The sequence below is a fragment of the Melioribacter sulfuriphilus genome (assembly GCF_051488685.1).
Lineage (GTDB): Bacteria > Bacteroidota > Ignavibacteria > Ignavibacteriales > Melioribacteraceae > Melioribacter.
Window position 1 is genome coordinate 120,016 of the sequence record NZ_JBPSEH010000003.1, and the last position, 16,681, is coordinate 136,696.

Annotated in this window: 8 protein-coding genes and 1 tRNA gene; 3 read left to right on the forward strand and 6 right to left on the reverse strand. The window is 36.2% G+C overall.

Features of this window, described 5'->3' with window-relative positions; all coding sequences use genetic code 11:
* Positions 1-13 precede the first annotated feature (13 nt).
* The 6 genes from ACSSV9_RS05605 to ACSSV9_RS05630 form a co-directional block, all read right to left on the reverse strand.
* Positions 14-3,214 (reverse strand): fibronectin type III domain-containing protein, encoded by a 3,201-nt coding sequence (locus ACSSV9_RS05605; RefSeq protein WP_437346259.1) that lies wholly within the window; start codon positions 3,212-3,214, stop codon positions 14-16.
* A gap of 55 nt (positions 3,215-3,269) precedes the next feature.
* Positions 3,270-5,960 (reverse strand): TonB-dependent receptor, encoded by a 2,691-nt coding sequence (locus ACSSV9_RS05610; RefSeq protein WP_437346260.1) that lies wholly within the window; start codon positions 5,958-5,960, stop codon positions 3,270-3,272.
* 111 nt (positions 5,961-6,071) lie between these two features.
* Positions 6,072-9,731: a FlgD immunoglobulin-like domain containing protein gene (locus ACSSV9_RS05615; protein ID WP_437346261.1), complete on the reverse strand. Its 3,660-nt coding sequence runs from the start codon at positions 9,729-9,731 to the stop codon at positions 6,072-6,074.
* Positions 9,728-10,762: a zinc-dependent alcohol dehydrogenase family protein gene (locus ACSSV9_RS05620; RefSeq protein WP_437346262.1), complete on the reverse strand. Its 1,035-nt coding sequence runs from the start codon at positions 10,760-10,762 to the stop codon at positions 9,728-9,730. The genes ACSSV9_RS05615 and ACSSV9_RS05620 overlap by 4 nt, the downstream gene beginning before the upstream one ends.
* Positions 10,759-11,784, reverse strand: a complete 1,026-nt coding sequence (locus ACSSV9_RS05625) for a LacI family DNA-binding transcriptional regulator (RefSeq protein WP_437346263.1) — start codon at positions 11,782-11,784, stop codon at positions 10,759-10,761. The genes ACSSV9_RS05620 and ACSSV9_RS05625 overlap by 4 nt, the downstream gene beginning before the upstream one ends.
* A 1,985-nt stretch (positions 11,785-13,769) precedes the next feature.
* Positions 13,770-13,856, reverse strand: a tRNA-Ser gene (locus tag ACSSV9_RS05630).
* Positions 13,857-14,080: 224 nt separating this feature from the next.
* Between ACSSV9_RS05630 and rnhC the strand changes: the two genes are divergently transcribed.
* The 3 genes from rnhC to ACSSV9_RS05645 all read left to right on the forward strand — a co-directional run bounded on the left by rnhC (position 14,081) and on the right by ACSSV9_RS05645 (position 16,674).
* On the forward strand, positions 14,081-14,983 hold the full coding sequence (gene rnhC / locus ACSSV9_RS05635; protein WP_437346264.1) for a ribonuclease HIII: 903 nt from the start codon (positions 14,081-14,083) through the stop codon (positions 14,981-14,983).
* 27 nt (positions 14,984-15,010) lie between these two features.
* Positions 15,011-16,114 carry a 6-phosphofructokinase gene (locus ACSSV9_RS05640; RefSeq protein ID WP_437346265.1) on the forward strand — a complete coding sequence of 368 codons (1,104 nt, stop codon included), beginning with the start codon at positions 15,011-15,013 and terminating at the stop codon, positions 16,112-16,114.
* A gap of 119 nt (positions 16,115-16,233) precedes the next feature.
* The gene (locus tag ACSSV9_RS05645; protein WP_437346266.1) at positions 16,234-16,674 is read left to right on the forward strand and encodes a hypothetical protein; all 441 of its coding nucleotides are present in this window, start codon (positions 16,234-16,236) and stop codon (positions 16,672-16,674) included.
* The last annotated feature ends 7 nt before the right edge of the window (positions 16,675-16,681 follow it).

Below are 16,681 nucleotides of genomic sequence, written 5' to 3' on the forward strand. Positions count from 1 at the left end.
AGTCCTCGACTTACTACTTAATTACAGCAAATTTGTCGATTTTTTCTCCAATGCCAGGAGCATCCACATGATAAACATACACCCCATAAGACAAGCTCATTCCGTCCTTAGTTATAAGATTCCATGCTTCCTGTCCATCATCAATATTACTATTATGTTCAATAGTTTTTACGTGTTTGCCGCTGATTGTATATATTCGAATAGTGCATTGTTTAGGGAGATTAATAAAATAAATTAATCTATCCCCTCTGCCCACTTCAACAGTAGCGGGCTCCCACGAAGCTGCCCCTACATAAGGATTAGGAACTACTGCAATTTTATCTAGATCATTTATTGCTTTTTGCTTATCAAACTGTGGACCCTTTAAAGTAAATTCAAAATATTCACCATTTCTAAAAGGCTTTTTAGTTATTAACTTAAAAATATCTCCATACTTGGGTGGAATCTGATTAGATTCAGAAATTGTTGTGTCTTTTATAAGGGTAACAGACCATGTGACATGTAAATCTGAAAACGAAGTTGCCGGTTTGCCTGCAGAATCACCAAGAATAATAAATATTGCATCACCTTCATTGAATATTTCGTCTTGATTTACATCCCGAAAAATAAATTGATAATTCTTACCTTCCGTTACATTTCTTACTATAATGTTTGATTTTATTGGTTTACTAAAACTAGTGGCCGGGAACGACAAATCCCCCATACCAGGTTCAGTTAATTCGATTTCAAAATCGGCTGGGTAGTCAACACGTTTACTTATGTACGCCGGTGCGAACCTCGAATCAAAACCAAGTTGTACTATATAGTTGCTGTTACCTTTTTTCCAGCCACTTTTTTCATAATCAATAGTAACTATATTATCATTATTTAATGTAAACGAAAATCCATCTATAACATTTGACGTTACTACATTTTTATCCATTTTTACGTTAATCAGTGTATCGATAGTCGTATAATCTATTAATCGATAAACAGGAAAAGCCTCGTTATTATACTTTGAGTCTTCGACAAATTCTATTCTATAAGTATGATTGTCTTTAATAGAATCTGGATCAAGTATTTCAATCTTCAAATTACCCGATGATGGCCCGCTCGAAAAATAGTTTGTTACTTCAGGTGGAATATATCCTGCGGCAGGAGGTCTTGGCACTACAACAGCAGTGTTTACATCGGTTGTAATATTTCCATTGATATCTCTTTTGATAATAGTAGTAGTTTCTGAAGGTGGAATACCTTCGAAAGTCCCTTCTATTGTAGTGGTTGTATATCCCTGATCATAAGCAGCAACTGCATAATAATATGTTTGTCCATTCTGAACTGTGGAATCTATGTATGAATGTCTTAAACCTGTGTCATCCCCAAGATAAAAATGAGCACCATTAACGTCAATCGGATGCAATCCTTTAACATCATCAACAAGGTCAAATTGCGCAATTGGTTTTCTAAATGTAGCTTTACCATATGCGTCTGTTATTGTTTTACTTTCAATGAAATTTGGGTCAGTTGCTCTATAAATACGATATCCTTCAAAATTATATTTTTGATAAAATGCATCGAATGTTTTTTCTGCTCTATCATCCCAATAAAGTATAACTTTTTTATCGCCTGGAATAACTTTGACAATCGGTTTTTCGGGTGGTTTAGCAAATCGATAGCTTGCATTATAAATTTGTTGAACTGTCTTTTTTCTTCTAAATAAATCGTCTTTATCAATTCCAAAAATTAATGCCATAGAAAATCGTTGAGTCTCGCCAGTTTCTTTAACTTCACCTGCTTCAACAGAATATTTTTCTCTTCCCCACATATGAAATAAGTAGCTCGAAAAATAATTTGCAAGATTAACACCTACGAGCGATTGACCATGAGGAGTTGGTAGACCTGAGAGAACAGTCCAGTTTTCCTCATCTCTGTCAAGTTCATATTTATGAACTGGAAAGATTGCAAATCCTGTAAGACCTAATTGATCAGACTCGTCTTTATCTAAAATTCCAAAATTCGGTTCACCTTGATCAGGCTTTCCATTGCCTTCAGTACCATCATCGTCTGGACCTTTATACCCTTCGTCAAAAGGGCCAATACCGTCTGTACCAACGTCGTCATTTAATGCTTCATCTTTATCCCAGACTCCATTACTATTTCGATCATCAAATCCTCTCCAGTTGCTATTTTCATCCGCATCCCAATGTGGTTTCCAAGAGCGTCCATAGAAGATCTTAAAATTTGTTGTATCTCTACCTGGATCTAATATATAAGGATCTTCAGAAGGAGATGAAATAAAGCGGTTAGCAATGTTGTTTCTCATTTCATCAGTTAAACCGTCCAAATCGTTATCTTTGCGATCATCGGAGATTCCAGGACTTTCAAGAAATGCATAGCCAGCCATTCCAACGGGACTCCAATTTCCTGGTGAGCCTGTAGGCACTGTTGACCATGCATATGAAATATCGAGTAAGTCATCATAATCACCTGCATTATTCGATGAGTTGTCATGACCTCCGATTCCCCAGTCGATATATTGAGCAAAAAGCACTTTTTCATAATCTGTTGTGCTCATGTTGGTAATTTCATAATACCAGAAAATTACGTCCTCAGCAAGTACTTGAGACCATTGAAAACCTCTTGCTTTAACCTGCATACCCAGGCCACCTCTCTCTGGGTCATCTTTATCGGGTCTGAAGTTATTTTTAATAATATATTCTCTATCCTCGTTGTCATCAAATACGAAATAAGTTTCAACGTCTGCATTCTTGACACCTTTACCAAAAAATCCATTCCATAAACCATTCCAGTCAGATGGGCGATCGGGCCACTTAGTAGGCCAGCTTGAAGGAACGTCGCTTCTAGCTGGTATTTCGGAATAAGGAGCTGCGTAACCAGGAAGAGGCCACCATCCGTAAGTTATCCCCGTTGAAGGATCATAACGTGTAAATTCATAATAATTAGTTTCCAGAGGATGAATAACATTTCCCGCCGGATCGAAAGTCTCTGCCTGCACAATCACAGCAACACCATCAACATAAGTATGATTTGTCCCCTTAGGCCATACACCACTTCTATTTGGTTCATTTAACCAATCTGCAATCTCACCAAAATTATAATAAACTGTAGCGGCAAGATTACCATCCATATAACCTTTTCTTGTTTGATTGTGGTCCCCTTTATTTTTATCTACAACCACTTGTGCGTTCAATTCATACATGAATATCACTGTCATAAAAAAACTCAAATAAAAACAAATACTTTTTATCGAAGTCACTGCTTCCTCCTACTTAAAAGCTTATTGATGTACCAATAATAATTTGACGAGGTGATGAATAGAAGTCGGGGCGTTTAAAAAATTCCTCTAAGGTATTTACTCCACGTGGCTTTTCCTGAGCACGAGTTAATTCTAATGTGTATCCTGCACGTCCTGTATCGGTAAAGACTTCTATTTCGTTTGCAGTATCAAACAAATTATAAACTTTGATATAAAATGATAATTGCTTATTAAACAATGTAATATATTTAGTGAGATATAAATCGACATTAAATGTGGTTGGACGATTTTCACTATTCTCAAGACCTGTTCTCTGATTCTGAAATGATGGAGTATATGGTAGTCCTGAACCTATTTTACCAATTAAACTTGCAATAATATCGCCAGGCTTCCCAGCAGTTACAGTAAAATTCAGCGAATGTCTTTGATCCCAATTAAGCGGTACAAGTTGTTTATTAGCTTCAATCGGAGGATTTGCCTGAGCTTTATTAAATGCATCGTTAGGGTCCGAGGCATTCCCTTTAGCTACTTGATAAGTATAATCAAGAGTAGCACCTATACCACTTCTAAAGCGTTTTTCAAACGAAATCGTAATTCCTTTAACCGCTCCATAATCCCTATTAATTAACTTACTGAATTTTTTGAATTCGTTTTTTATATGAATTTCTGTACCAAGCAAATTACGGATGTCTTTATAGTAACCTGTAAGTGTAATGCCGAAGTCTGTGGCTAGTTCTTGTTGCAAACCAATTTCATACATAACTGTTTGTTGAGCATCAAGATCAGCATTTCCAATTGTGTTGCCAATATTTTCCGGGAAATTACCAGTCAATGGTATTCTAAAATTAGGATTACGATAAAGATACTCAAAAGGTGGTATCTGAAAAAAATGCCCATACGAAATGTGAATTGCTCCTCTATCTGTAATAGGATAAGAGATACCTATTCTTGGACTTATCTGATATTTCGATTTTGCTTTCTCCAACAAGGAATCAGGATATGGTGGGTGAAGTTGATCGAGTAATGAGATTTTATTCGCATCTTTCAGATAATATCCATCTGGTTCAAAATAATCGAATCTAATTCCTACATTGACAACAAGGTAATCCAATTCAATTTTGTCTTGAATGTAAGAAGCAAATTGAAAAGGATTGTTTTTGTAAGTGTTATAATTGAAAGAGCCTGGTTCAGGAAGTCTTGGTTTATAACCGTTCGATGCATCAATAATAATTTGAAAATCTTTATAGTCTATTTCATGATATTTAAATTCAGCACCAGTTTTTAATTGATGAATATTATTTACCTGCCATGTAAAATCAATTTTACCAGAATAGGTAGTAGTTGTATGATAAAAATGCCAATTTTGTGTTCCCCCTGTTAAAAAAGCATTGCCACTTACATCTTGCATTCTTTCTGGTTTTACATACCTTGAGTCTAAAGGGTCTTCATAAACATATTGCTTGAATTTTGTATTAAAAGCTGAAGCTAATAAATCGATAAAAGCAGAGTTGCTTAGAATATAAGTATAACTCAAACTTGTCAAAAAGCTTTCCTGAAATTTTTTATAATCTCCATCTGGATTTAATTTGAACAAATGATCGTAGTCTTTATACTCATTATTTTGATAGAGCATATTTAATATTAGCCCTTTCCCTCCTCCATCTATATTAAACGACAACTTCCCTTGAAGAGTGTAACGTTTATTAAAATTCATGGGCACATATTTATTATCGCCCGTAGCACCTATATACCATTGGGAAGGATCATTAGCAGAAAAGTTAGAAGAATCTGAGGGATTAAACATTCTTTTTCCATAAAGGTATCCATCATTATAAATGTATCTTCCGGAAATAAAAAATTTAATAAAGTTATTTAACCCCGGTATAGGTCCACTTAGATTACCCTGGAAATTATATCCATCTGAAAGAGATAAGTGAGAAATATTATCATATAAACTTTTTCTTGTAGTAAAATAATCACCTGAATAGACCGAAATATCACCCTCAATTTTATCGCTGGCTATTTTAGTTATTTGGTTTACGACACCAGATAATGCCTCGCCATACTCAGCGTTAAAAGTTCCTGTTAACACCTGAAGTTCTTGAATACTATTGACTTCTGCTGCCAAAGCAGAGGCTCCTGAATATGCATCGTTAACTGCAACGCCGTCAATAAGATATTTAACTTCATTAGCTCTTCCACCTCTGAAATGACCATTCACAACTCCCGCTTGTAAATTTATTACTGCGTGAATATCTTCTAAAGGGAGCATGGCTATTTGTTCTCCACTAACTTTTGCCTCGGTGGAGGTGAGGTCTTTTTGTACAATTGGTTTTTGTGCCGTAACAACAATATCGTTAATTGTTACAGCTTCTTCCTGCATTGTAATATCAATTCTTGTAGTCTGATCAACAGAGACTCTGATATTTTTTATAGTTACTGTTGTATATCCTACTAATGATGCTTTTATTTCATAAATACCTGGCGGAATATTGATTATAAAATAATTGCCTTCTACGTCCGAAGCAGCACCCATCGTTGTACCTAAAATAACTACATTTACGCCAATTAAAGGCTCGCCCGTCTTGGCATCTGTAATTTTTCCAGCTATTTTACCAGTAGTTCCTGCATGGGTAGAGTTAGACCCAAATATTAATGCTGCTAAAATGATTAGAATAAAAAATTTTCGATTACGAGTGAACATTAATTCACCTGCTTTTTTTTCTTAAATAAATCTGTCCACGCTCATCTAACATAAGCAGTTCAAAGATATGCGTACCCGATCAAACGGGTACGCATAAATAATTATCATATTCTATTTCAGCAAAAGCATCTTTTTAGACAAAGTAAATCCTTCTGTTTCGAGACGATAGATATAAGTTCCTGCGGAAACCTTAACACCATAATTATTTGTACCGTCCCAAGTTACTCTATGAACGCCAGCGGACTGCGCAGAATTAACTAGTGTTTTAATTTCTCTACCAAGAATATCATAAATCTTCAGTGTAACAATTCCTTCTTTCGGGAGGGTATAGCTAATGATGGTAGTTGGATTAAAAGGATTAGGATAATTCTGGAACAAATTGAATTGATTTGGTATTGCCTCCTCGGTTTCCACACCAACCAGATCGAGTTTTCTTACTTCTAAGAGATCACAATAAACTGTGCCTTTGAATCTGCTAAGAGGATGAAGTCTTACTGACAATGATTTTGCCCCTTCCTGTACAGGGACATCAACATAAAACTGCATCCAATCAAATTCACTAGCAACAGGAAACTTGAGAGGAATATCTCTCGACCAGAATTCGCCCCAACCTTCGTTATTTCCAGATGTATTATGGAATATTGGAGTTATAGCGAAACTCGCTTGATCGCCTATTTCAGCCATTTCCTGAGGATTTAAACCAGATGCTTTTAACCAAACTGAAATTCTTATCATATCACCCGCATTAACATCTTTTAATGCAGTTATATCATAAATATGTTGAGTTAGTTTTCCGCTCGGTTCATTATTTTCTCCGATCGGATATCTTACTGTGCCTACAAATCCATCGTGTGTACCTGGCAAATTCTCGAACTTCAAACTGTATCTTCCATGATATGATTCCTCATCTGTTATTTTCGTATTCTCATATCCATCACTCAATCTTCCATCGTTACCTCCTACCGGGGGCAACCAGTAAAACCATCCCGTCGGTACTCCTAGTTGCGTGTTCCAGTCCTGGCCTGCCCACGCTCCGTTCCTTCCATAAAACATAAAATCATCTGCCCATACTGTCCCCGTTGCATTCTTCCCTCCTACAAACTTTATTACCGTTGTATAACTATCCTCCGGCAATATTACACTACCTACTTCATTTGTATCGGCTATCCATCCCTCACTGCTTGGCTTACTCTGGTCTATCGGTAATTTTACCTCCCCTATTAAATTACCACTCTCTCCATAAAACGTATAGCTTATCCACCAACGCTCGTCGTCATTGGCTGGATTTACATTTACTCCCTCTGTCCTTACGTAGGCTCCCAAAAATATGTCTACATCTTTATTATGCACAGGCGACCATAAATCACACATGTTTTCACTCTCCCAGTAGGCTTCTTCACCCGTTCCTGTCTTCTCTATCTTCAAGCTTCTGCCCATCGACCTGTAGTAATCTGTTGCCCATTCCAATTTTGCTCCGCTCGGCTCTCCCCCTTTCTTCCAGTACGACGGTAAATTACCTTCAAAACTGCCTATCTCACTTATCTGCGGTACATCCAACTTCTCTACAGTCAGGTAATCACAATATACTGTCCCTCTAAACTGCCCCAATGGATGTAATCTTATCGATAACGATTTTGCCCCTTCTTGAACTGGTATATCTACATAAAACGGCATCCAATCAAATTCACTCTTTGACGGAAATTCTATTGGAATATCCCTTGACCAAAATTCACCCCAGCCTTCATTATTCCCCGTCGTATTATGAAATATCGGAGTTATGGCAAATTTTGCTTGATCTCCTGTCTGGCTTACATGCTCAGGCTCTAAATCCTTACCTTTTATCCATACTTTGATTCTTAGAACATCACCAGCTTTTACATCGGCTCCGATCGGATATCTTACTGTGCCTACAAATCCATCGTGTGTACCTGGCAAATTCTCGAACTTCAAACTGTATCTTCCATGATATGATTCCTCATCTGTTATTTTCGTATTCTCATATCCATCACTCAATCTTCCATCGTTACCTCCTATCGGCGGCAACCAGTAAAACCATCCCGTCGGTACTCCTAGTTGCGTGTTCCAATCCTGGCCTGCCCACGCTCCGTTCCTTCCATAAAACATAAAATCATCTGCCCATACTGTCCCCGTTGCATTCTTCCCTCCTACAAACTTTATTACCGTTGTATAACTATCCTCCGGCAATATTACACTACCTACTTCATTTGTATCGGCTATCCATCCCTCACTGCTTGGCTTACTCTGGTCTATCGGTAATTTTACCTCCCCTATTAAATTACCACTCTCTCCATAAAACGTATAGCTTATCCACCAACGCTCGTCGTCATTGGCTGGATTTACATTTACTCCCTCTGTCCTTACGTAGGCTCCCAAAAATATGTCTACATCTTTATTATGCACAGGCGACCATAAATCACACATGTTTTCACTCTCCCAGTAGGCTTCTTCACCCGTTCCTGTCTTCTCTATCTTCAAGCTTCTGCCCATCGACCTGTAGTAATCTGTTGCCCATTCCAATTTTGCTCCGCTCGGCTCTCCCCCTTTCTTCCAGTACGACGGTAAATTACCTTCAAAACTGCCTATCTCACTTATCTGCGGTACATCCAACTTCTCTACAGTCAGGTAATCACAATATACTGTCCCTCTAAACTGCCCCAATGGATGTAATCTTATCGATAACGATTTTGCCCCTTCTTGAACTGGTATATCTACATAAAACGGCATCCAATCAAATTCACTCTTTGACGGAAATTCTATTGGAATATCCCTTGACCAAAATTCACCCCAGCCTTCATTATTCCCCGTCGTATTATGAAATATCGGAGTTATGGCAAATTTTGCTTGATCTCCTGTCTGGCTTACATGCTCAGGCTCTAAATCCTTACCTTTTATCCATACTTTGATTCTTAGAACATCACCAGCTTTTACATCGGCTCCGATCGGATATCTTACTGTGCCTACAAATCCATCGTGTGTACCTGGCAAATTCTCGAACTTCAAACTGTATCTTCCATGATATGATTCCTCATCTGTTATTTTCGTATTCTCATATCCATCACTCAATCTTCCATCGTTACCTCCTATCGGCGGCAACCAGTAAAACCATCCCGTCGGTACTCCTAGTTGCGTGTTCCAATCCTGGCCTGCCCACGCTCCGTTCCTTCCATAAAACATAAAATCATCTGCCCATACTGTCCCCGTTGCATTCTTCCCTCCTACAAACTTTATTACCGTTGTATAACTATCCTCCGGCAATATTACACTACCTACTTCATTTGTATCGGCTATCCATCCCTCACTGCTTGGCTTACTCTGGTCTATCGGTAATTTTACCTCCCCTATTAAATTACCACTCTCTCCATAAAACGTATAGCTTATCCACCAACGCTCGTCGTCATTGGCTGGATTTACATTTACTCCCTCTGTCCTTACATAGGCTCCCAAAAATATGTCTACATCTTTATTATGCACAGGTGACCATAAATCACACATGTTTTCACTCTCCCAGTAGGCTTCTTCACCCGTTCCTGTCTTTTCTATCTTCAAGCTTCTGCCCATCGACCTGTAGTAATCTGTTGCCCATTCCAATTTTGCTCCGCTCGGCTCTCCCCCTTTCTTCCAATACGACGGCAAATTATCTTCAAAGCTGCCTATTAAATTAATTCCTGATTGAGGAATAATGTTACTAAGCGGAAAAAGTAAAGCAACGGTAAAAACCAAGCCCCGAATATACTTCTTTATAAAATTCATTGGGCCTCCTTTAATTTGTTATTAAATTGATATTTAATGATGGATTTATTAGTAGATTGCTCCAAGTTGAAAAAGTCTGCAAGTTGATCAATAAATATTTTTTTTGTAGTAAGAGGTTTTACATTTATTTTACGAGAGACGAGCAACTCAACTGCATCAAAAAAGGTATATGGATTTAGAAGTGAAGAAATTAAAGTAATCTCATTTTTCACAAGAAAATAAATATCATAATTTGACGAAGCATTTGAAGGAGGTATACCAAACAATAGAATGCGTCCATCTTTTCTAAGAGTTTTAATAAGGTCTTTCAGAATTTCGGTATTACCAGAAGCTTCGATAGCGATATCAGCGCCACCGTTCAAAATATCTTTAATATTACTAACGAGAGCAGGATCAGATGGATAAAAAACAAAGTCGGCTCCAAGACTTAAAGCTATTTCCTGTTTTTTTTCTTCCGGTTCAATTACTATTATACGTGCTGCACCGTTTAATTTAGCTAGCTGTAGCATCAAAAGTCCTGTTGTACCAGCCCCCGCAATTACCACACTTTCTCCCACTTTAAGGTTAATACGGCGTACCCCATGAATACAACATGAAAGAGGTTCAGCAAATGAAGCTTCGTCGAGAGAAAAATCAGTTGGGAGTTTATAGATCTGGCTTAATGGCAGGCTTACATACTCAGCAAAACCACCATTTATATTAATGCCAATAGCTTTAAGATTTTCGCAGTGATTAATTTTTCCTTTCTTACAGTAATAACATTCTCCGCAAAAAATATTTGGGTCAATTACAACTTTATCACCGACTTTAATCCCTTGATTTTTATTATTAACATCGACTACAACACCACTAACTTCATGGCCTAATACAGTATTTCTTTTGGCATAGGCGACACCTTTAAAAATATTAATATCAGTACCACAAATACCGCAAGTATCAACCTTAACAATAACTTCGTTATTTGATGGCTTCGGAATATCAATTTCTTTTAATTCTACTTTACCTTGTTCAATGTAGTAAAGTGCTTTCACTTTTTAAGTTCCTTTGTAGATTCTCTCTTGATTAGTTCAACAGGTACCAATATTTTTTTGGTCTGATTAGTGGGAGGAGAAGACAAAATACTAACGATTAAATTCATAGCTTCAATTCCTAAATCGTCTTTCGGAACACGCATGGTAGTAAGAGGAGGATTTAAAAGTAAATCAGCTTCTACATCGTCGAAACCAATTAATGAAATATCGTCAGGAATTTTAATATTATTTTCTGAACAATATTGCATAAATCCTATTGCCATTGCATCGTTGCAGGCAAATACAGCTGTACAATCTGAGCAATTAGATAATAATTTTTTAGCAGCCGAATAACCATTTTGACGGGCGGGATAATTTTCGTCGGTAATAATTAAACGAGAGTCAACTTCAATTCCATAATATTCAAGAGCTTGTTTATATCCAACTAAACGATCAGATATACTTGGATGTTTAATATCACCGCCAACAAATGCTATCCTTCTGTGTCCCAGGTCAATAAGATGTTTCGTTGCGTTATAACCACCTCGTTGATTATCAATAAGCACTACATTATGTTCTCCGTCTTTCGGATAATAGTCGATAAACACAATGGGTATATCGTACGTCAACAATTCATCGACGAATAAATCAGGAACCCTGCCTGCTATAATTACACCGTCAACGCTTTTTTCCAATATAAAACGAGGCATAACTGGGTTTGAATCATAATTTCTATCTATAGTTGAAAGCAAGACATAGTAATCCGTATTGCGGGCGACAAATTCAGTACCTAAAAATATTTTGGTATAAAACGGTTCGGTTTTTAGAAAATGGTCATCAGTAAGTATAAAACCTATATTTCCTGTTTTTTTTGTTACCAATCCTTTTGCTGATCGGGAAGGATGATAATTTAATTCTTTAATAGCTTTAAGGACTTTATTTCGGGTTGTATTAGAAATCCTTTTGTTATTATGAATAACCAAAGATACGGTAGCAATTGAAACATTTGCCTTTTTAGCTACATCCTTGATAGTAACAGACATATGAATTTTTCTTTTGGTTAAACGTTTTACTAAACAAAAATATTTTTATTCCATCTTATTGTCAAGTAAGATTTTGCATAAAAATAAGTTACCGATTACTTAACGATTTGACGACTGTATTTGGGAAATTTTATTTTAATAATAGTTAAACGATTTAACAAATATGACTTTTACAGAAGTTTTTAATTAACATAAATAATCAAGAGAAAGGTGACTGAACCTATCCAAATCTTCAAACAGAACAGGAATTTTTAACTTTTCTGTTTATTTGAGATTACCTTCCTTTCTAAATTAAATGAGTTAATCTTTGTTCTTGTCGGTATAATCAACAGAGGATTTGTACTTTTGTATAGTGATTTGCTTCGTTAATTTTCGGAATAACTTGTCGGTAATATTTAATATCTTAAATTAAATTCTCGTAAAATCGTTTCATCAAAAGAATCTCTGTTTTATTAGCTAATTACTCAAAAGAATTTTTCGCCATCTTACCTTTTAATCTTCTCGTATTATTTTTCCTTTGATTTAACCTACCATCTCTCTTAACGACGTCTTCTGAGAATAATATACAATTTGGTACTAAACATTCTGGCACAACACTAACTTCTATAGGCGTCGGCTTTTCGTTGAGAGTTAATTGAGTAACTTATTTGTCCTTTATGTAGAAAAGCTTTACCAATTATATTGTTATATGCTTTTCTATATTCAATTGAATCTGTAATCGAAGCATCTATCTACTCATTCTTCTTTTTAGATAATTTAAATGAAGCGATACATGTAGTCGGCAAATTCCTTGTTAGACACAATGTAATTTTTTTGAGAGAGGGAATACCTATTTAGCAGCTTTGCAGATTCGTCCTATTAAAAACGTCGTTGCGCTATCTTTAAGATTATTGAATGTAATACCAAGCAGAAATATTTCACTCGAACATAAATTTTTTTGTCGATTTCGTATAATTTACTGAGAGTGCCATTGTCGACTTTTGTAACCTCCAGTACCAGCAGAAATATCACGCACCCCCCAACCGAAATAAAAGAATAATATTGATTACTCACTCGATTTACCTACTCCTTCCTGAACACTGCAGAAAAAATAATTTTAATACTTACGTAACTATATGTATTACTACGAATTGCTGCACGTGCATCATAAATTCGAAAGTCTGCGACATTCCAACTTTTCAGTAATTACTCTTATTAACTTAAGTGATTATAATAACATCGAATGAGACATGTTTATTATTATTCCATAGCTGCTCTTCTATTATTTCGCATCTATTCGGATAATTTGTTTTTCAACATCTTGTTGTATTGCTCTTTCAATGTGGAATAATCTGGAAAAACATATCAAAATATTTAATGATTTCGCCTCCCTCTTCGAAGTGTATCGATTTCAGATTTACAAAATTAATTAACCATACTTAAACATGTAGTTGCCGTCTTTACTCTAGAATAAGTATTGATGGTTTTCTATTGGTATTAAAGGTTTGTTTTTCTATTCGATGTAGTGTTTTCTTAATTTTCCATTTTTTATCTTCTACTAGTGACTTTACTGAAGCGATACCATCTATTGCTACATTTAATGGGTTATCAATTGAATAGCCGAAGTCAACTACTGGTATGTAAAATTATAACTGTTAATTATATTTTCTTACGATTATCTCTTACTAACTGTCGCATATGTATAATAATTTATGATTTATTAGTTTTTGTGCATTAACTAACATAATAAAAGTTAAATCATATAATACCCTCAATTGAGTTTCTTCGGTCGGTTCGCTAAAGCTAAACATAAATTCTCTACGGCAATAAATATTGTTACCTTACAGCTTTAACGTAAAAATTATTGGGTTATTTATTAGAAGACAAGTCGAGATGAATAATGTTAAAAGGAAAATCCTGGGATGAAATAAACATCACACTTTTCGCAGTACGCTAAAAACTTTCAAAGAAAGAAGGCTAAAGTTGTATAATTTAAGATTTTCTAGCGGAGAGGGAGGGATTCGAACCCCCGTGGCGCGTAAGCACCAAACGGTTTTCAAGACCGCCGCATTCAACCACTCTGCCACCTCTCCTAATATTTTATGTCTAAGTTTTAAAATGCGCCACCTATCCGTTTATGTCAGACAGGCGACCACACTGCCAATTTTTATCTTTAATTATGAGTCTTAATAAAAGACGGTCACAAGATTACGAAATTTTATTGAATTTCTCCATTGAAAAAAGTAGTCTTCATTTTGCCGAGTATATTTCTCGTCCAAAATTTATATGTTACTATCCGAATTATTTTTTTATTGGCATGGGACAAATCAATATCAAACAATCAGCGCGGAATATTATCGAGTCGGTCCACAAAAAAATTACGGAAAGTGGCTTTAATTCTTCGAATATTGAAGAAAAAAAATACAACTATGAATTCATAGTCAATTTCAGTGGGAAAAAAATAAAAATTCAAGTTTACTTCGGCAAAAAAGGAAACACAATTGTTCTTCAGGGTGACCAAAATTCGTACGAATATAATAGAATCAAAAGTGTAGTTTTCGACGAAAGTCCACCTGAAATTACGAATGATAATATTGAATACGATGAATATATTGGCACAGACGAATGCGGCAAAGGCGACTACTTCGGACCACTGGTAGTTGCTGCAGTCTATGTAAATAAAGAGACTTCAAAAATATTGAGGAAATTGGGAGTGCGTGATAGCAAGGATTTAAGCGATTCACGGATTAATTCATTAGCACCGGAAATTATCTCAATTATTAAAAAAGATAATTATGAGGTTTACTCGCTGGAACCTGCTGAATATAATAAAAAGTATGAAGAGTTCAGAAACCTTAACTCACTTCTCACTTACTGCCATTCAAAAGTGGTGAGCAAACTTCTAAACCGAGTAAAATGTAATCTTGTAATTACAGATAAATTCAGCAACAGAGAATTAAATATTCATCCTTCAATTAACACGGTAAATGTAAAAGTCATTATGGAAACAGGAGCTGAAAAATATACGGGTGTAGCAGCGGCATCAATACTTGCAAGGTATAAGTTTAACGAGTGGTTTATAATGCAAAAAGAGCGGTTCGGAATTGAACTGCCCAAGGGTTCATCCTTCAACGTTATAAACGCTGCTGCAAAATTTGAGACTGTAGAATTAGAAAAAATTGCTAAATTACATTTTAAAGTAACACAAAAATTACGATAATAAAACCGACTTAAAGTAAGGTGTATTATGCCAGCAAAAAAAATAAAAAGGATTGGAATCTTAACGGGCGGAGGAGATTGCCCCGGATTGAATGCAGTAATTCGAGGAGTAACAAAACCAGCTTTAGATAACGGCTTGACTGTTCTGGGCATTCTGGACGGATTTGAGGGATTGGTAGAAGGCAAAGCAATGGAGCTTTACAACAAAGACGTTTCGGGAATACTTGCAACGGGTGGAACAATTTTGGGTTCTTCAAATAAGGGCGATCCATTTCACTGGCCTGAAGAAGTGGAAGGTAAAATTAAAATAATGAATCGCTCGAAAGATGCAGTACGAAATTATGAAGCATGGAATCTCGATGCCATTATAGCAATTGGTGGCGATGGGACTATGCATATTTCACATCAGCTTAGCCAGATGGGCATGAACGTAGTTGGTGTCCCCAAAACTATCGACAACGATCTCGATGCCACTGATCTTACATTTGGACACGATTCAGCAGTTTATGTGGTAGCCGAGGCGCTCGACAGACTTCATACCACTGCTTCATCTCACCATCGTGTAATGGTTATCGAAGTAATGGGCAGATATGCCGGCTGGATAGCTTTAAACGGTGGTCTTGCAGGCGGAGCCGATGTAATTCTGATACCCGAAATTCCATTCGAATGGGAAGCAATTTATGACAAGGTTCTAATGCGCAATATGATGGGCAAACGTTTCAGTATTGTTTGCGTAGCCGAAGGCGCAAAATCTAAAGACGGCACAATGATTATGAAAGGCAAAGACATTAAACGAACCGACCCTATTCAGCTCGGTGGTATAGGCGAATATGTTGCAAAAAAAATCAGTGAGAATACGGGTCTCGAAACACGCTATACAGTTCTTGGACATCTTCAAAGAGGTGGCAGTCCAACTCCATTCGATCGTATATTATCAACAAAATTCGGTACACAAGCTATTCAGCTCGCCATTAAAGGACAGTTCGGCAAAATGGTCGCTTTGAAAGGAAATGAAATAAAAAGTGTAAATATTGTCGATGCAATTGCCAAACAAAAACACGTAAAAAAAACCGATCAGGGAGTTCTTGCAGCTAAAGCAGTTGGTGTTTGTTTCGGTACGAAAGAATTGTAATTTTTTTATGAATTTTATTATCATTGTGACATCAATAAACAATTTTTTTAAAAATATCTCACTACTTGCAATCCCGCATTCTGCGGGATTTGTTTTTATAATTATCAGGATGCAGTCAAATGTATAGACTTCTGTTATTATTTATTTTGAGCTTTTCATTAATCAATGCTCAAAGTACGTCAGGTTCAAAAGAATATAAATTTAAGTACGATTCTTTAACCGTTCAGAAAAAAAATCTTCAGCAAAACAAGTCGATTTTGAAAACCGAAATTGATTCTCTTAAAAACGAAAGTAAAAAGCTCGATTTATTAATTGAAAAAGCCGAGAGAGATATCGAAGCAATTTATATTAAAAAATTCGGACGTAAATACGGTAGCCGTGTTTATCATAAACAGATATGGAAAGGAATGACCGATAAGATGCTGAATGCTGGTTGGGGCAAGCCCGACAGAATCGAGAAAAACGTGGAAAAGTGGGGCGTTTTTACTCAGTGGTATTACGGAAAAATTATCTTCTTTTTCAGGGACGGAAAACTAATTGACTGGGAAGAAGAAAAGTAGTTTTTCT